20 protein-coding genes, 1 pseudogene and 2 riboswitches are annotated in these 16,418 nt (G+C 62.8%); of the genes and pseudogenes, 11 read left to right on the forward strand and 10 right to left on the reverse strand.

Features of this window, described 5'->3' with window-relative positions; genetic code table 11:
- Window positions 1–140: 140 nt before the first annotated feature.
- From ABIB27_RS15385 to ABIB27_RS15395, 3 genes are all read right to left on the reverse strand, one after another.
- A complete protein-coding gene (locus tag ABIB27_RS15385; protein WP_354217331.1) occupies window positions 141–434 on the reverse strand; it encodes a type II toxin-antitoxin system RelE family toxin in 294 nt (97 codons plus the stop codon).
- A complete protein-coding gene (locus ABIB27_RS15390) occupies window positions 431–706 on the reverse strand; it encodes a type II toxin-antitoxin system Phd/YefM family antitoxin (RefSeq protein ID WP_354217332.1) in 276 nt (91 codons plus the stop codon). Before ABIB27_RS15390 ends, ABIB27_RS15385 begins: the two co-directional genes overlap by 4 nt.
- Before the next feature lie 71 nt (window positions 707–777).
- On the reverse strand, window positions 778–1,863 hold the full coding sequence (locus tag ABIB27_RS15395; RefSeq protein ID WP_354217333.1) for a DUF8462 domain-containing protein: 1,086 nt from the start codon (window positions 1,861–1,863) through the stop codon (window positions 778–780).
- Window positions 1,864–2,078: 215 nt separating this feature from the next.
- Here ABIB27_RS15395 and ABIB27_RS15400 point away from each other — a divergent pair, with 215 nt between their 5' ends.
- The 9 genes from ABIB27_RS15400 to ABIB27_RS15440 all read left to right on the forward strand — a co-directional run bounded on the left by ABIB27_RS15400 (window position 2,079) and on the right by ABIB27_RS15440 (window position 7,842).
- The gene (locus ABIB27_RS15400) at window positions 2,079–2,378 is read left to right on the forward strand and encodes a hypothetical protein (RefSeq protein ID WP_354217334.1); all 300 of its coding nucleotides are present in this window, start codon (window positions 2,079–2,081) and stop codon (window positions 2,376–2,378) included.
- Between the two features lie 146 nt (window positions 2,379–2,524).
- A complete protein-coding gene (locus ABIB27_RS15405) occupies window positions 2,525–2,683 on the forward strand; it encodes a hypothetical protein (RefSeq protein WP_354217335.1) in 159 nt (52 codons plus the stop codon).
- A 94-nt stretch (window positions 2,684–2,777) separates the two neighbouring features.
- Entirely contained in the window at window positions 2,778–3,107 is a 330-nt protein-coding gene (locus tag ABIB27_RS15410; RefSeq protein ID WP_354217336.1) for a hypothetical protein, read from the forward strand.
- Complete coding sequence (locus ABIB27_RS15415) at window positions 3,104–3,337, forward strand: hypothetical protein (protein WP_354217337.1); 234 nt, start codon at window positions 3,104–3,106, stop codon at window positions 3,335–3,337. The genes ABIB27_RS15410 and ABIB27_RS15415 overlap by 4 nt, the downstream gene beginning before the upstream one ends.
- A gap of 9 nt (window positions 3,338–3,346) precedes the next feature.
- Window positions 3,347–3,443: riboswitch (TPP riboswitch) on the forward strand.
- Window positions 3,435–4,238: a hydroxyethylthiazole kinase gene (gene thiM, locus ABIB27_RS15420; RefSeq protein WP_354217338.1), complete on the forward strand. Its 804-nt coding sequence runs from the start codon at window positions 3,435–3,437 to the stop codon at window positions 4,236–4,238. Its footprint overlaps the riboswitch before it by 9 nt.
- Window positions 4,235–4,897: a thiamine phosphate synthase gene (gene thiE, locus ABIB27_RS15425; protein WP_354217339.1), complete on the forward strand. Its 663-nt coding sequence runs from the start codon at window positions 4,235–4,237 to the stop codon at window positions 4,895–4,897. The genes thiM and thiE overlap by 4 nt, the downstream gene beginning before the upstream one ends.
- A 163-nt stretch (window positions 4,898–5,060) precedes the next feature.
- The gene (locus ABIB27_RS15430) at window positions 5,061–6,110 is read left to right on the forward strand and encodes an ABC transporter substrate-binding protein (RefSeq protein WP_354217340.1); all 1,050 of its coding nucleotides are present in this window, start codon (window positions 5,061–5,063) and stop codon (window positions 6,108–6,110) included.
- A gap of 162 nt (window positions 6,111–6,272) precedes the next feature.
- On the forward strand, window positions 6,273–7,022 hold the full coding sequence (locus tag ABIB27_RS15435; RefSeq protein ID WP_354254225.1) for an ABC transporter permease: 750 nt from the start codon (window positions 6,273–6,275) through the stop codon (window positions 7,020–7,022).
- On the forward strand, window positions 7,015–7,842 hold the full coding sequence (locus ABIB27_RS15440; protein WP_354217342.1) for an ABC transporter ATP-binding protein: 828 nt from the start codon (window positions 7,015–7,017) through the stop codon (window positions 7,840–7,842). The genes ABIB27_RS15435 and ABIB27_RS15440 overlap by 8 nt, the downstream gene beginning before the upstream one ends.
- 164 nt (window positions 7,843–8,006) lie before the next feature.
- Here ABIB27_RS15440 and ABIB27_RS15445 read toward each other — a convergent pair whose 3' ends face one another.
- From ABIB27_RS15445 to ABIB27_RS15455, 3 genes are all read right to left on the reverse strand, one after another.
- Window positions 8,007–9,323: an LLM class flavin-dependent oxidoreductase gene (locus ABIB27_RS15445; protein WP_354217343.1), complete on the reverse strand. Its 1,317-nt coding sequence runs from the start codon at window positions 9,321–9,323 to the stop codon at window positions 8,007–8,009.
- 11 nt (window positions 9,324–9,334) lie between these two features.
- The gene (locus ABIB27_RS15450) at window positions 9,335–10,099 is read right to left on the reverse strand and encodes a 3-oxoacyl-ACP reductase (RefSeq protein ID WP_354217344.1); all 765 of its coding nucleotides are present in this window, start codon (window positions 10,097–10,099) and stop codon (window positions 9,335–9,337) included.
- Window positions 10,100–10,155: 56 nt separating this feature from the next.
- Window positions 10,156–10,258, reverse strand: a riboswitch (TPP riboswitch).
- 209 nt (window positions 10,259–10,467) lie between these two features.
- Window positions 10,468–10,833: a bifunctional hydroxymethylpyrimidine kinase/phosphomethylpyrimidine kinase gene (locus ABIB27_RS15455; protein WP_354217345.1), complete on the reverse strand. Its 366-nt coding sequence runs from the start codon at window positions 10,831–10,833 to the stop codon at window positions 10,468–10,470.
- On the opposite strand from ABIB27_RS15455, the gene ABIB27_RS15460 reads away from it, so the two are divergent.
- The gene (locus tag ABIB27_RS15460; protein WP_354217346.1) at window positions 10,756–11,064 is read left to right on the forward strand and encodes a recombinase family protein; all 309 of its coding nucleotides are present in this window, start codon (window positions 10,756–10,758) and stop codon (window positions 11,062–11,064) included. The two genes, ABIB27_RS15455 and ABIB27_RS15460, sit on opposite strands and share 78 nt — an antisense overlap.
- A 789-nt stretch (window positions 11,065–11,853) precedes the next feature.
- Window positions 11,854–13,100, forward strand: a pseudogene (locus tag ABIB27_RS15465) (IS256 family transposase).
- A 449-nt stretch (window positions 13,101–13,549) separates the two neighbouring features.
- On the opposite strand, the gene ABIB27_RS15470 reads toward ABIB27_RS15465, so the two are convergent.
- From ABIB27_RS15470 to ABIB27_RS15485, 4 genes are read right to left on the reverse strand one after another with little or no spacing between them, the layout of a single operon-like run.
- On the reverse strand, window positions 13,550–14,362 hold the full coding sequence (locus ABIB27_RS15470; protein WP_354217347.1) for an AAA family ATPase: 813 nt from the start codon (window positions 14,360–14,362) through the stop codon (window positions 13,550–13,552).
- Entirely contained in the window at window positions 14,359–15,225 is an 867-nt protein-coding gene (locus ABIB27_RS15475) for a TnsB C-terminal domain-containing protein (RefSeq protein ID WP_354217348.1), read from the reverse strand. The genes ABIB27_RS15470 and ABIB27_RS15475 overlap by 4 nt, the downstream gene beginning before the upstream one ends.
- Window positions 15,218–15,742: a helix-turn-helix domain-containing protein gene (locus ABIB27_RS15480; RefSeq protein ID WP_354217412.1), complete on the reverse strand. Its 525-nt coding sequence runs from the start codon at window positions 15,740–15,742 to the stop codon at window positions 15,218–15,220. Before ABIB27_RS15480 ends, ABIB27_RS15475 begins: the two co-directional genes overlap by 8 nt.
- Before the next feature lie 6 nt (window positions 15,743–15,748).
- A complete protein-coding gene (locus ABIB27_RS15485; protein ID WP_354217349.1) occupies window positions 15,749–16,363 on the reverse strand; it encodes a recombinase family protein in 615 nt (204 codons plus the stop codon).
- Window positions 16,364–16,418 lie beyond the last annotated feature (55 nt).

The raw sequence follows: 16,418 nt of genomic DNA on the forward strand, positions 1-16,418 counted from the left end.
TTTTGACTGTGGTAAGCCATATTTTCCCCCAAAAGACGGGCATTTCGTGTTTAAAACGCCGGACCCGATCCCAACCTCATCGGTGGATCAAGGCTGAGTCCGGGGAGTTCCCGCCAGCGGGAACTCCCCGGAGAGTTCGGCTAGCGGGGCTTGTAGACGTCGGATCGGTGTTCGATGCGGTGGACGTACAGGATGTGCTCTTCGATGTCGAGCGTGAACAGGACCCTGTAGTCGCCGCGCCGTGCGGTGCGCAGGCCCAGGAGTTCGTTCGAGAGGGGTTTGCTCAGCCGGTGGGGATTTTCCGCCAGTGCGCCGGTTACGAATTCGACGATCGCGGTTGCTGCTTTCTCCGGCAGCCGCCGGAATCCCTTCAGTGCCGGGCTGGTGACCTCGACGTTCCATGGTGCGGGGCCGGTGGAGTCTGCCTCGGTCACCTCGGCGGGAGCCCGAATTCACGGCGCAGGTCTGCGCCGCTAGTCGTGTTTCCGTCCGCGATTTCGCGTCTGGCCTGGTCAAGGTCTTCGCGGATGCCTGGCCGTGAGAGCCAGTGGATGGTTTCCTGCAGTGATTCCAGGTCATCGGCGGACATCAGCACCGCTGCCGGGTGACCGTGCCGGGTGATCTGGATGATCTCGTGCGTCGCGTCTGCTTCCTCAACAAGGGCGGACAGCTTGTCCTTCGCCTCGCTAAGCGGTACCGTTCTCATGCTCAGAACTATAGCCTAATATCAGGCCTTTCAGTAGCCTTACTTTCAGCCGATAATGAAGATTCTGTCAACTATTCACGGAGGTATTGGCGGAGCCCGGGGATTGCGAAGTCGACTTTGCCATAGCCCGCGGACTCAATGAGGCCCGCAGCGATAAGCCTTTTCCGGTACTTGGACACGAGGTTGGGCTTGGCCTTGAGGATGGCGCCGATCTGCCCGGCCGCGGACGGGCCGTCCTGGGCGGTCATCGCGTCCAGGAACTCGCGGTCTTTGTCAGAGATGTCCGAGAGCGCTGACTCAACGACCACCAATGTGTTCCGTCTCTGAGCGGCGCTGATAGCACGGTGAACGCTGCTCTCGTACAGTTTCCACCCTGCCTTGTCGGCTTCGAGCCAGAGGTAGTAGCCCACGAGTTGGATCAGGAAGGGATACCCCTCGGTGGCACCGGCTGCTTTGTCGATGAGGTCGGGGGAGATGCTGATATCTCCCTCGCTGAAGAGATCCCTGTAGGACGCGGTTACTTCTGCGATGGCTGCTTCGTGGAGGTTGATCCTGTCGGCGCGTCGCAGGAAGGTGGCAACGCCTTCGTTGAGGAGGTCGGACACGGCCGATGGCAGGCCTGCGAAGATCAGGCCGATGGGCAGCCCGTCGCGGATGAAGTGTTGGACGTCGGCGGCCAGTTGCGAGATCTCCGTCCTGTCGACGGCATGAATCTCGTCAATGGTGATGACGAGTCCGGTGCCTTGTGCGTCCAGCAGGCGCAGCAGTTCGTTCCCGGTCCGGCGCCAGTCCGCGGCCCGTTCCGGAGGGAGCTGGGTCGTTAACCCGAACCCTGCTGCGGAGAAGGCTGTGATTTTCCGGGCCGGCTGTCCATCCCCGAGTTCGTCGCGGAGGCGAAGCATGTCATCGCCGATCCCGGCAAGGAATCCAGGCGTGGCTGTCCGGGAGATGACGGCCCACCCGTGTGCCCGGGCGATCTCTTCGGCCGCGCTCAACATGACCGTCTTGCCGATGCCCCTGGAGCCCGTGATGATAGTCAAAAGCCCTGGCGCGCCGGAACCTTGCTGCAGGCCGTACTCGAACTCGTCCAACAGCCCTGCCCGTCCGACCAGTACTGGAGGCGTGGCTCCGGCCGTTGGCTTGAAGGGGTTTTGCACGGCATCTCCCGGGTGAAAGTAGGTGAAACTGGTGAAAGTGGTGAAACTTCGTCCACCCTATGCCGGCACCTCACGCTAAGCAAGGCGCGGTGTCCAGCGGTAGCATCGGGCCATGACTCCTGAAGAGAACTGTCTCGAGCACGCGCTGCACGTCGGCGAGGGGCTGACCGGCCCTGAGCTTGGAGCAGTTAGGTTTCGAACCGCGCCTTGAGGATATGACTGAGGACCAGCGGAGCCACCTGGACCCTGATGACCTCGACTGGATGGATTCAATCATTCCGGAGCGGCGCGACAGAAGCCTGCTCCAGGCTAAGCTTCTGGCCGGGGCCATGTGGGAGGCTTCCGTGGTCCTGATAGACCAGCTTTTCGAGGATCTTTCCGGCTTACGGATCCGTGAGCGGATCGATCGACGGGACATCGCCAATACTTTCGTCCTGTCCGGACTGCCACCCAGACACGCGGAGAGATATGACGCACGCTTCGCCCAACAGTTTTGGTTATTGCTGCGGACATGACCGTGGCGCTGATCCGCGGCTGGACACGCCCGTCATGCGTCGCCCAGGAGTTGGCGCAGCGTTGCCTTGTCGACTAAGTCGAAGTCAGCCAGGATCTATACGACCTGGATCTAGCAGACGGCTGGCGGGGCCTGCTTGAACAACACATGCTCGAAGACACGGACAGTGAAATGCTGTACCAGAACCCAATGGACGGCTTCGAAGGCGATATCGCGCTGAACATGCAACTGGGCCTTGCACCGATGAATGTCCAGGACTGGTTCGAGCCATTCAACGACGCCTCCGTCCCGCCGTTCGTGCGCTAATCGACATGCTAACTCCCCCGTCAAACCATCATTTGAAACGCAGATAACGATCTTTCGTCAAGCGAGCGTTCCATGCAGGGGAGAGGCCACGAACGTGTTCCGGGTATGGCCCCAGACCCACGACCTGCAGGTCGGGACCGACCCGGCAGGCAAACCCCTCGCCATCCGCAACCACGGCCAGATCTGGCTGGTCGACCCCGACACCGACTCCCAGCATTGGTACGGACGGGACGCATGGTGGGACACCCGCCGCACAGCCGCCGTCGACAGCGGCGACCTGGTCAGCATCGAATACTGGCGGGTCCAGGTCCGCCAGGGAACTTCCGGCTCCGCCCTCCGGACCTTCACGTTGCGCCGGAACCCGCTCTCCCCGCACTGGCTCCTCGAAAGCATCAGCGACGGCGACGAGACAACCGAAAATTGAACGACCAACCCTTCAACGATCAGACGTGGGCAGGGATTCGGCCAGAATACACGCTGCCAACCCTCGGGCAGGTACGGCGCCGGCTCTCCGAGCTCATGGAAGACCCCGAACCCGTGATGCAGCAGCTCGTCCGCGTCTTCATCGACGACGGCACCTTCTGCCCGGGATTCCAGTTCCTCCCCGGCAACCCCCGGTTCTCCGGTTGGTGCGCGCCTGTGCCTGTGTGGTAGTAGGCTTTCTAGAGTGACACGGGGTGCCCTGGGCAACAGGGCTGAGATAAGACCCGTTGAACCTGATCTAGTTCGTACTAGCGAAGGGATGTTGCGGATGACTGTTCGCCTGACACCTGACCATATCTGCACGATGCTCGCCCGGTTGCGGGAGACAGGGCCATTGGTGCAGTGTCTGACCAACGCGGTTGTGACAAACTTCACCGCGAATGTGCTTCTAGCCGTCGGGGCGGCGCCAGCCATGGCTGATGTCCCCACCGAGGCCGGCCAGTTTGCCCGGATAGCTTCCGGAGTTCTGATCAACGTGGGTACTCCCCACGCGGAGCAACGGGTCGCCATGGTCGAAGCCGCCTCGGCCGCTCAGGAGGCAGGCACTCCCTGGGTTCTTGACCCGGTCGCGGTCGGTGTCCTGCCGGTGCGTACTGCCCTTGCCAGTGAACTGCTCTCTTACGCCCCGACCGCTATCCGGGGCAACGCTTCAGAGGTTATCGCACTGGCTGGGTTGGGGGCAGGTGGCCGTGGTGTTGATGCCGTCGATAGTCCCGAAAGTGCGCTGGCAGCGGCCGGCCGCCTGGCCAGTGTTCACGGTTCCGTCGTGGCCGTTTCCGGGGCCGTTGATCTGATTACTGATGGCATCGATGTGATCCGGATCGGTAACGGCCACCCTTATCTGACCCTGGTCACCGGGGGTGGCTGTGCACTGGGTGCGGTCACCGCAGCTTTTTTGGCTGTGGATGGCGACCGTCTGGCAGCGACGGCTGCAGCCACCGCGGTGTATACCGTCGCTGCCGAAATCGCCGCTGACGGCGCCCGCGGCCCGGGCAGTTTCGCGGTCGCGTTCCTGGATGCGCTGGAGTCTGTGGATGCCGAAATAATCCGGTCCAGAGTGGCTATCTCATGACGGGCGCCGGCAGGGCTGGCTTCACCCCGGGGATTTATCTGATCACTGATGATAAGTTGTGCGGGGAACGCGGAGTGGTGGAGTCGGTCAGCGCCGCCGTTGCCGGAGGCGTGCGAATGGTACAGATCCGGGAAAAAACGGCCAGCGCCGCCCGGTTCTACGATCTGGTGATGCGTACCGCGGATGCCGTCGGTGACCGGGCCACGGTGTTGGTGGATGACCGGGTGGATGTTTTTCTCGCCGCCCGGGCGGGCGGTGCGGCTGTCCACGGCGTCCATATCGGTCAAAGCGATCTTCCGGCACCCCAGGTCCGGGCAATTGTTGGCCAGGACGCGTTGATCGGGCTGAGCGCCAACACGGCCGAACATCTCGCGCAGCTGCACGCCCTGCCTTCAGGGACGGTGGACTATCTGGGCGTGGGCGTGATCCGTCCGACGTCGACCAAGCCGGACCATCCGGCGCCCTTGGGCATCGAGGGGTTCGCCGCTATCGCTGCCGCTACGCTGCTGCCCTGCGTCGCAATCGGCGGCATAACCCCGGCCGATGTCAGTGCATTGAGGCGCGCCGGAGCGGCCGGCATCGCCGTGGTCTCAGCCATCTGTGCCGCCGAAAACCCTGCCCGCAGCGCCAAAGAGTTTCTCAAGGAATGGACCCACTGAACACCGCAACCGCCTACATACCCCGCCCAGCCATCTCTCCATTTCCGGTTCCGGCGCCGCTCCTAAATCGCGGCACCGCGCGGTCGGATAATCCCGGCAAAACCGGCCCACCATCTATCCGGCACCAGCAAACGCTCCGCATACGCGGGGATAAGGACTTCTCGTGAACAAACGACGACGCTTACTCGTGGGCGCAGCCAGCGCCCTCACCCTTACCGCCATGGCAGCCCTGTCAGCCTGCGCCGGTGCGGGAGAAAATTCCACTCCGGCTTCTTCCGGGACCACGCCCATTACCTTCGCCCTGGACTGGACGCCCAACACGAACCACACCGGGCTGTACGTGGCGCTCAACAAAGGCTATTTCGCCGCCGCCGGACTCGACGTTCAGGTACTGCCCTACAGCCAGTCCTCCACCGACACCCTCATCAACTCGGGTGCGGCGGACTTCGGAATCAGCTTCCAAAACACGGCGACGTTCGCCGCAGCAGCGGGGGTGGCCAACACCTCGGTCATGTCGGTGCTCCAGCACGATGCCACAGCCATCGGCGTCCTGGCCAGCCGGAAGGACATTGCCAGCCCTAAAGACCTCGATGGTAAAACCTTCGGCACGGCCGGGCCCAGTGCCACGTTCCCTACCGAAGCCGCAGATGCCATCAGGAACGCCGGCGGAACAGGCAACTTCGGTCGCGTCACCCTGGGCACGTCCGCCTACGAAGCCCTGTACGCCGGCAAGGTCGACTTCACCTCAGCCTTCAAGACCTGGGAAGGCATCGACGCCTCCCTCCGCGGCACTCCGATGAAGTTTTTCAACCTGCATGACTACGGCGTGCCGGACCAGTATTCGGTGATCATTGAAGGCAACCGGGAATGGATCAAGGGACACCCGGACGTGACCAAAAAGTTCGTCCAGGCCCTCCAAAAGGGATACCAATATGCCGCAGCCGACCCCGACGCTGCCGCGAAAATACTTGTTGACGCCAACCCCGGTATCTTCGCCAACGACCAGCTGGTCTACAAGAGCCAGGAAGAACTGAGTGCTTCCTACCTGAAGGACGCCAACGGCCAGGTCGGCACTCAAACAGCGGATCAGTGGAAGCAGCTGGCGGATTTCCTCTACAAGAACGCCCTGCTGGCCGATGAAAGCGGCAAACCCCTCTCCAAACCCCTTGACACCATGGCGTTGTTCACCGATGAGTATCTGGCCGGCAAATAGCTCCCGCGCCCTCCCCTGTCCCGGACGCGGGCCGCGGGACCGTAACGGCAGAAAGGCAACGCTGTGAGTGGGGGTCCGGGAGACGGAGCGGGGTGTGGGGGAAAAGCGGGCCGCTCCCGGAAAACGGGGTCTCCCCGCCGGTTCAGGACGCTCACCACCGCTGTGCCCCCGGCCGTGATTGTCCTCGCTCTCCTGGCAACCTGGCAGGGCGCAGTCGCTGCCGGCGGCCTGAAACCAACTGTGCTTCCATCTCCGCAACGGATCGTGGAGCAAGGCTGGTTGGCGCGCGAGATCATCTGGGCCAACACGGTGCCGACGCTGCAGGAAACCTTTCTTGGTTTCGCCGTCTCCCTGACCCTGGCCTGGGTCCTTGCCGTCGTCATCGACTTCTCATCGTGGCTTCGCCGGGCCCTGATGCCCCTGCTGGTGGCATCCCAGACCATACCGATCATCGCGATTGCCCCGCTGATGATCATCTGGTTCGGCTTCGGTCTGATGCCAAAGATCATGGTCATCGCTTTGGTCACGTTCTTTCCGGTGACCGTCGGCCTGATCGACGGCTTCAACCTCACCGACCGTGACGCGGGCAATCTGCTGCGCAGCATGGGCGCCAACCGGTGGAAGCAATTCGTCTATGTACGCCTTCCATCGGCTCTTCCTTCCTTCTTCACCGCCCTGCGGATCGGCATTGCCTACGCTGTTACGGGCGCCATTTTCGCCGAGTACATTGGCTCGCGGGAAGGGCTGGGTATCTACATGGCCACGATGAAAAACTCGTTCCGCACCGACCTCGTACTGGCAGCAGTCGCAGTCACCGCCTTCCTTAGTGTGGGCCTGTTCCTGCTGACCTACGCCGCCGAGCGGCTGATCATCCCCTGGCACTCCAAGGAACGCAGGAACCGCCATGTCTGAACCCACCGCTGCCGCACCCAGGGTCGAAGTACGTGCAATTAACAAATCCTTCGAGCTGGGCCACGGACAATCCCGTCCTGTCATCAACAACGTCAATTTCTCCGCACAACAAGGAGAATTCCTTGCCATCATCGGTCCCAGCGGATGCGGAAAGAGCACCCTTTTCAACATCATGGCCGGCCTGGAAAAACCCCGCGACGGCGAAATCCTCATCGATGGGCGCTCCGTCACCGGGGAACGTGAACACTTTGCCTACATGCCGCAAAAAGACCTCCTCTTTCCCTGGCGCACTATCCTTCAGAACACCGCTCTGGGCCTGGAAGTCTGCGGCGGAAGCAAAAAGACCGCGCGGGCACGTGCCGCCAGCCTCTTCCCGGCCTTCGGGCTGGCCGGTTTTGAGAACTCGCATCCCTTCGAGCTCTCCGGAGGAATGCGGCAAAGGGCCGCCCTGCTGCGCACGGTCGTCCAGGACCGTGACGTCCTATTACTGGATGAGCCCTTCGGCGCCCTCGATTCCCTCACCCGCACCGACATGCAGGCGTGGCTTCAAGATGTCTGGTCCCACAACTCCTGGACCGCGGTCCTGATCACCCACGACATCCGTGAAGCGATCTACCTGGCCGACCGGGTCGTCGTACTCAGCCCCCGGCCCGCCTCCGTGCGCCTAAACCTCCCCATCGACCTGCCCAGACCACGTCAACTGTCGATGATGGCATCGGCCCGGTTCGCCCACTACGAACTGCAACTCCTCGAAACCCTTCACCGGCCCGGCAACCTCAACGACACCACGGATGCTGCCCACGGAAGGCCTCGGGCCTGAAAGCACAAAGCCCGAGAGGACTCCAGGGAGGAGGGACGTTCCTGACGGAAGGCTATCCAATACGCCCGCTTGGAGCCCCTTGTCGTCAGGGGAACCAGCTTGTGGCAACCCTGTCGCGGACGGTATCGGATGATCGGAACCGCCGCCATGCCGTAGTGGCGCTTTTACGCAGGGGCGCCGACAGCCGGGCGGTCCAGCCCGAGATGCCCGCGCAGCGTCGAGGCGGTGTAGCGGGTGCGGAAGAGTCCTCGGCGCTGGAGGACAGGGACGACGTCATCGACGAACTCGTCCAGGGAGTCGGGCAGCAGCGGGGGCATCAGGTTGAACCCGTCAGCGCCCCCGGAGCGGAACCAGAGCTCCATCTGGTCAGCGATCTGCTCCGGCGTGCCGACCATTGTGCAGTGGCCCCCTCCTGCGGCCAGGCGCCCAAGTAACTGCCGCACGGTGGGACGTTCGGTTTCAATAATGCGCAATATGGTGGCATAACGGCCCTGCGGCCCAGTAAATTCTGCCGCCGACGGCAGGGACGGCACGGGGGCGTCCAGCTCCCAGCCTGTACAGTCCTGCTGCACGAACGTGCCCAGCCGTGTCAGGGATTCTCCGGTGGGCAGCAGCGTATCCCCCCGGTCCTGTTTGGCCCGGGCTTCGGCCTCGGTGGAGCCCACATACGTCACCAATCCGGGCATGATCGCTACCTTCCCCGGATTACGCCCGGCCGCAGCGATCCGCTGTTTCATATCCGCATAGTAGGCCTGGGCGCTGGGAAGATCGTAGGCAACGGCGTAAATCCCTTCCGCGTACCGGGCGGCAAGATCCCGGCCGGCCCCGGAAGCACCGGCCTGGAACAGCACGGGGCGTCCCTGTGGGCCCCGGGGCACGTTTAAGGGCCCCTCCACCCGGAAGTGGTCGCCCTCATGATGCAACGGCCTGACCAGGGCCGGATCGGCATAGAACCGGGCTCTGTCCCGAACCAGCGCATCATCAGCCCATGAGTCCCACAACCCCAGCGCTACCTCAATGAACTCTGCGGCGCGGCCATAGCGCTGCGCGTGGTCGGGCATCGCTTCCAGACCATGATTGCGGGCTTCAGCATCGAACATGGACGTGACCACGTTCGCCCCGATACGTCCGGCACTGATGTGATCCAGGGAGGCGAGCATCCGGGCGGCATGAAAAGGGGAATAAAAGGTGGCCGAGACGGTGCTGATAAGCCCGATGTTTTCCGTTGCCCGGGCCATGGCCGCCAGCGCGGTCAACGGTTCCAGAAACCATCTCGGACCGGCGCCGACGTCACCGGCGGACTGCCCGTCGGCGAAGAACACGGCATCGAAAAGGCCGCGTTCGGCGCTTTGTGCGAGCCGCTCATAGTAACCAATCTCTCCGAGCTGCTCCAGCGGCGATCCGGGCCGCCGCCAGGCAGCACCGTGGTGGCCGGCTCCCAGCAGGAAAGCGTTCAGATGCAGTTGCCGTTTCCCGTTCATCGCGAGGCCGCCTAGTCCATGACCAGTCCGCCGTCGACCACCAGGTTCTGCCCGGTAACCGACCGCGCCCAGGGCGAGGCGAAAAACAAGATGGCATCGGCGAACTCGGCCGGGGTGGTGACCTTACCCAGGGGGGTCGAAGCGGCAATGTAGTCAAAGACCTCCTCCGGCGTTGCGGCGCTGGCATCGGTGGTGCGCAGCAGGCCGCCGGAGACCATGTTCACGGCAATATTGTGCTGCCCCAGATCCTTGGCCATGGTGCGGGTCAATGACAGCAGGGCGGCCTTGGCCGCGGTGTAGTCGTGGTACGGGACCACCGGGTTCTGGAACAGATTGGTCCCGACGTTGATGATGCGCCCAAACCCGTGGCCACGCATCCCCTCCCAAGCCTGCTGGGTCGTGTTCAAAGCCCCCCGGACACTGCCGCCGAATTGTGCCTCAAAATCCGCCCATGAAATATCCCCGGCGCCGGAGCGGGCATCGCCGTTAAACGAGAAATCGGCCAGCGCATTATTGACCACAGTGGTGACGGCGGAACCGAAATGGGCCCGGGCCTGCTCCAGCATCACCGACACCTGACCGGAGTCGGTGACGTCAGCCTGCAGTGCAACAGCGTGCTCAGGGCCATAACCGGCGGCCAGTTCCCCGGCGGCTTCGGCGCTGCGGCGATAATTGATGACCACCCGCGCCCCCCGGGCCGCGAACGCCTGCACAATATTGCTGCCCAGACCGCGGCCACCGCCGGTCACAAGAACGATTTGTTTTGCCAGTTCCATCAGTTTCTTCACCTTCGGATAAGGCGAAAGGATGCGATCCGGGCGCCAGGACCGTGCGAACCGTTGCAGGACATCCCTTCGCTAGTGTCAACTAGATCAGGTTCAACGGGTGTCATCTCAGCCGGGCCAACAAGCCGCCCGGCACCCCGTGTCACTGGGACCGATTATACCCACCCCCGGCCAAACCAGCGCCCTCACCTGCCCGTGCTGCCGCCGTGCCCTGCCCGACCTGATTCCCAAACGGCTGTCGTGCCGGACACCACGGCGCGACCGCCGGGCCTCCCGTACCTGCGGGCACCGGTCTCCCCCGGGTGGACCGGACGGCCCTTAAAACCACCAAAATAGACACCTCCAATGTCCGCATCAACCTACAGCGCCCCCTCAGAGGTGCAACGTTGGTGCGGCAGCGTCGGAACCGTCAGAGCCCGGTACCCCGGGGAAGGCCCCGGGACCGGGTGCTCACCCGGGACAGGAACGGTTGGGTTCCATAACTGGTGAAAATGATGGATCGGACCTGCGCCTGAACCGACCTGCAGTTCCCAGGCATGAAGCAGACTGTCCTGCAGCCACGCTTTGGTCACCGTCAAGGCCTCTGTCCAATCACCAAAGCGCACCTGCAGGGTCGCCATGGCGGAGGACATGGAGCATCCCGTCCCATGAGTATTGGCCGTCTCCACCCGCCGGGCAGTGACCCTCGTAAAACTCCCGGTTCCCGGCCAGCCGTCAGGCAGCATGCGGGGTTGAATGCCGCCGGCTGCCACCGGATCTTCACCGGTCACGGCGTGAGCGGAACGAGCGCCAGCCGGCCCGAACTGGACAAGATGCGGGATCACCTGCGGGACGGTGACGAGGTGGTGGTCTGGAAGCTGGACCAAGCTGGGGGCGCAACACCCGTACCGCTACCTCAGCATAGGAAGCAACGAACTGGTCTGATGAGGACCAAATGCGACGCCACAGACGGCTGAAATGGGTGCGTGGCCCGCGATTTACGTTTCTGCGGGGCACTCTTGCCGGACACCCGCGATGATGATGGCCGCGGCCACGGAAAAGCACTGAGCACTGAGCTGGACCGCCACGTTGCGCTGACAGAACGACGCCAGATATCGCTGCCATTCACAATGCAAAGGAATCGGATGGCGTGTCGTATTTATTTCGAGGCCGCTGACCGGCCGTCTCAGTTCCTTGAAACCGGAACACTCCTGATGGGACAATCCCCCACAGTCGCCCATCACACTGTCAACATTCGGCACAGTGCGCGGATGAATATTCGTGGCGGTGTTCTGTGATCGCTCGGTGTCGCCGCCCAGGCTTTGCGCCGTCTTGAATCCGCCCGTTTCAAGACACAGAGGTTTCGAGACACCGCGTCGGATCAGGAGAAGGAATCGACCGCCCGCACGGGAACCGACTGTGAGAATGTCACTGTCAATTGAGCCTAGTGGGCGGAAACCGCGCCCTGGCCGGGGACCACCCCCAGAGCGTTGACAACCTACCGTGACGCCGTTAGCTTTCCTGTTACGAAGTCGTCTTCGTGATCTCGGATCGGGAGTGCCGTCTTGGCTATTGAACTGTCAAGCCCCGGGTTTGGTGGAGGGTTTGTTAGACCCGTTCCATCGTTTTGATGGTGGGCAGATTGGTTACGTCCCGTGGAGTGGTGTAGTTCCCGGCTTCTGAGCATCGGATTTCCGACGTGAAGAGCCATCGTGCGATGGTCAGTGAGTACCGATCAAAGAACTCACAAAGGACACAAACACACGATGGCTCTAGACCAGTCTGCCCTGCTCGACCTTCTTGGACAACTGAAACTCACCGATGTCTCCGACCGGATCCGCACCGCGACCGAAACGCTGTACCAGCAGCTCATCGAGGCCGAGGCGACCGCGTTCATCGGCGCCGCCCCGTTCCAACGCTCCGAGGCACGCACCACCCAACGCAACGGGTCCCGGCCCAGGACGTTGACGACCACCGCCGGGGACCTGAACCTGAAGATCCCCAAGCTTCGGAACGGGTCGTTTTTCCCGGCCCTGCTCGAGCGGCGCCGCCGCGTGGACCAGGCCCTGTACGCGGTCGTGATGGAGGCCTACCTGCACGGGGTCTCCACCCGCAAGGTCGACGATCTGGTCAAGGCGCTCGGGGCCGACACCGGGATTTCCAAGTCCGAAGTTTCCCGGATCTGCGAGGACCTGGACCATGAGGTCGGTGCGTTCCGGGACCGGGACCTCTCCGCCATGGACTACCCGTACGTGTTCCTGGACGCAACCTACTGCAAGGCCCGCGTCGGGCACCGTGTGGTGTCCCAGGCGGTCGTGGTCGCCTTCGGCGTGGCCGCGGACGGGCGGCGGGAAGTCCTGGGCTTCGACGTCGGCGACAGCGAGAACGAGGGATTCTGGACCGCGTTCCTGCGGTCGCTGAAGGCCCGCGGGCTGGACGGGGTGCAGTTGGTGATCTCCGACGCCCACAGCGGCCTGAAGAAAGCCATCGGGACGGTATTCCAGGGCACGGCATGGCAGCGCTGCCGGTCCACTTCATGCGTAACGTGCTCTCGACCGTGCCGAAGGGGTCCCAGGAGATGGTCGCCTCGATCATCCGCACCGCCTTCGCCCAGCCCGATACCGGGCACGTGAACACCCAGTTCGATGAGGTGACCCGGATGCTGCACAAATCGCATCCGAAGGTCGCCGCGATGCTCGGCGACGCCCGCGACGACGTCCTCGCATTCGCCGGGTTCCCGGCCAGGCACTGGCGCCAGATCTGGTCCACGAATCCCATGGAGCGGGTCAATAAAGAGATCAAAAGACGAACCGACGTCGTCGGGGTCTTCCCCAACCCGGCAGCGCTCCTGCGGCTCGCCGGCGCGGTTCTCGTCGAGCAACATGACGAGTGGGAAGCCGGAGACCGCCGCTACCTCTCCGAGGCCTCCATGGCCGAACTCAAGGCCATGAATACGGCACCCGCCGAACCCGTAGAGGAGGCGATTTTGCTCCCCGAACTCACTGCAGCATAATCAGAGAACTGACCCGCACGGTGTCGAGGCAAACTCCACCACTCAGCGGGACGTAACCGGCAGATTTGAGCAGAAAATGGTTTCGGCTTCTACCGGCGGTATATAGCCGATCTCGCCGTGGAGACCCTGCAAGTGATGACCCTAGTGCCTTGCGCGCACCGTGGTGATGGACTCGTTCAACATCGTCCGTCCCACCGGCGATCCCCTGGACAGGTGAAGGCAGCAGACGAGTGGAAACAGCAGTAAGGGTTTAGGACTTGTCGCCGCTGATGAGCACGACCCTCGCGGGTAGAGACTCGCCCGCGAAACTGCCCGGAGCATCCGCGAGCCCCGAACGCTACACTTCAGGTCGTCTCTCAACCCCAGGGTTGCAAGACTGGTCATCGACACATTTCGATGCCTGTGGATTTGACCGCTTTGTGGCGGCCTTTTTTGATCGTTCCATGTCGCTAGTTGCCGATGACAAGGATGCTTGCGGCGGCTTCGACGACGTCGTCGTCAGTGATGGTCTCGAGTTGATTGATTTTGAGTACTCTCTGGATTTGAGGGAAGAGGCGTTCGAGGAGTCGGAAGTTGCCGCGGGTGATTCGTTCGATTGCGGCGATGGCTTGGGCATCGGTGAAATCGTCAGGGTCCAGGGTGTGGTTGAGGCGTTTCCAGTGTCGGTCCAGGACAAAGAGGAGTTCATCCCGCCCAAGGGCAAGGTATCGGTGCGAGAAGCCCAGGCGGCTGTAGAGCTGCGGGTAGTGGCGGAAGCGTTGGTCGATGCCTGGCATGCCGATCAGAATGATCGCGATTTGGGTGCGGTCGTGTTTGTCTCTGAGGAGTTCCAGGGCCGTTGGCGTGAGTCGTTCGGCCTCGTCGATGATCAGAAGTTCGACCCATTTGTTGGTATTGCCGACATGGACTCCGGTGATCTTGCCGATGAGGCGTTGGTGTTCGTCTGCGCAGATGCCGATTCTGATTTGCAAGTGGTCGATCTCGTGCATGAGGTCCTTTGGTCTGGGGAGCACTTCAGGTGTGTAGAAGACGGTGCGGGAGCGGTTGGCGAGGGCGTAGTGCTTGGCGTCGTGGTCGCCCCGCGGGCCCCATTCTGTGATGTAGGGCTCGAGAGCGTCCCAGTTCGCGTACCGACGTGCTGATTGGGTCTTGCCCACGCCGGCGTCACCATGGCAGATGCCGATGGTCTGCTCCTTGCGGACGGCGTTGGCGAATTCGGTGAAGCGCCGGTGCTCTTTGGTGATGATGAAGTCCTTGTTCATGGTTCGTCCTCTTCGTAGGTGCGCAACCGACGCCGGCGCGGTGCTGGACTGCTCTGCCGGGGTTCCTCGCGGTCAGCGAGAGCCGGTATGCGTTCGTTGATGGCGCGGCGCAGCTCGCGTCGGCGGGCTCTACGCGCGGCTTCAATGTCGCGGAGGCTGAGGCGGAGATTGGGGTGGGCTTCATCGATGGCGACGCATACGAAGGTGTCGTTCTCGTAGACCCGGATTTCGGAGACGTCTCGGGAGTCGTAGCGGATGGTCACGGTGTGCCCGACGAAGGGAGCGAGAGTGGGCGCGAGATACCGCTGGCCCTGGAAATGGATGCCGTCGCGTTGCACGGTTCGGTTTTTGGGAACGGTCAGAAGGAGCCCGTCGAGTTCGTCCAAGCTCTCGGGCATCCGTGGCAGCCAACCGTCAGCGATCCATGCGTCCCGGGGTGAGGTGCCAATCTCGCGGTGGGTTCGGGCGTTGTAGTCAGCGATGAAACTACCAATGGCTTGGTCCAAGCCGGGGAGGTCGAGCTTCGGTAGGAGTTTGCCCGGTCCGAGTTGCCCGGGGAGCGTAGAGAGTAATTCCGTGTTGACGGTTCCGAAGAAGCGCTCGATCTTTCCCCTGCCTTGGGGCCTGGCCACCGTTGAGTGGATGATGCGGATATGAAGTGCGACGGCTGTGCGTTCAAGGTGGTGGCTGGTGAAATCTGACCCGTGATCCACGTGCAGGATGTCGGGAATGCCGCACATCGCCCAACTCGGGTCGCTCTTGCGCCAGATCGCTTGCCGGAGTGCGAGGGCTGTGTTCAGGGCCGAAGGCGCGCCGGTGAAGACCATGTAGCCGCAAAGGGCCCGGGAATAGTCATCAATCACCGTCGTTAGCCAGGGTCGTTCGGGTTTTCCATTGCCCCGCTGATAAGGATGTCGAGTTCAGTGTGATCTGCCTGCCAGATCCGGTTCGGGCGGTCGGCCCCCGCCGACGCAGCACCAGTTCGTGTCGGTCCCGATACGACGAGGGGCCTTCGAGGGCGAGCGCGACGAGGGCAGGGTCGAGAGCTTGGACATTGTCACGGACGGTGGCGTAACTGGGTGCCCGGTTGCCCCGTTGGTGTGCTACTGCGGCGGTGAGTCGGTGCAGGGTAGCCATGCTCGGGCGGGGCTTCGTCAGCGCGAGGCCTTCGATGAAGGTGACCATCGCTGAGTCTGTGCGCCGGGTGCCCGTGTTGGCCCGTGGTTGAGGGTCGAGGGCGCCGGCGCCCCCGGCGCGATAGAGCTGATGCCAGCGTTGAAGTGTGCGAGGACTGACGCCCATCTCGAGGGCGAGGGTCGCAAGCGGAATCCGGTCCTCAACGTGAAGTCGAAGAACCTGCCAACGCTCATCGCCGTCCAGGAGTGCCTACACCTTGTGGCCCTGGCGTGCAGCGAGGGCTTGCTGGTGGCGGTAGAGCGTTGCCCGGCTCCAGCCCACGAGGCGGGCCGCGTCTTCAGCGGTGCGCCCCTTCGCGCGGGCGTCCTGGGCAATGGCCAGCTTGTCCGCGATGACCAGTGGATCGGACGCTGGCCGGCCAAAGCGTGTGCCGCTCTGCCTTGCCGCCGCGATGCCGGCGTTGACTCGCTCAATGATGAGTTCGCGTTCGTATTCAGCGAGAGTGGCGAGCATATTCAGCATCAGCCGGCCTGTGGAAGTGGCAGGGTCGATACCGTCCGAAATGGAACGGACATGAACACCGCGCTCACGCAGCACGTTCACCGTGTTCAGGACATCGACCAGGGACCGGCCCAAACGGTCCACCCGCCACACAACCACAGTGTCTCCAGGCTCGGCGTAAGCGAGCAACCTCTTCATTCCGGGCCGCTCAATTGCGGTCCGGCTTCCGGAGGTGACATCGGCGAACACATCGCGTTTTTGAACCCCGGCCGCGACCAGCGCATCGAGCTGCAGCTGAGCGTCCTGACTCGATGTACTCACGCGCGTGTATCCGAGATGTCTCACCTGGCCATTTTGCCTCATAAAGTCCGGGAGTGGAGTGACTCAAGACAGTTTTCGTCGAGACGAGTTCCTGAGA

This window comes from Arthrobacter sp. UYEF21 (assembly GCF_040546085.1).
GTDB lineage: Bacteria > Actinomycetota > Actinomycetes > Actinomycetales > Micrococcaceae > Arthrobacter.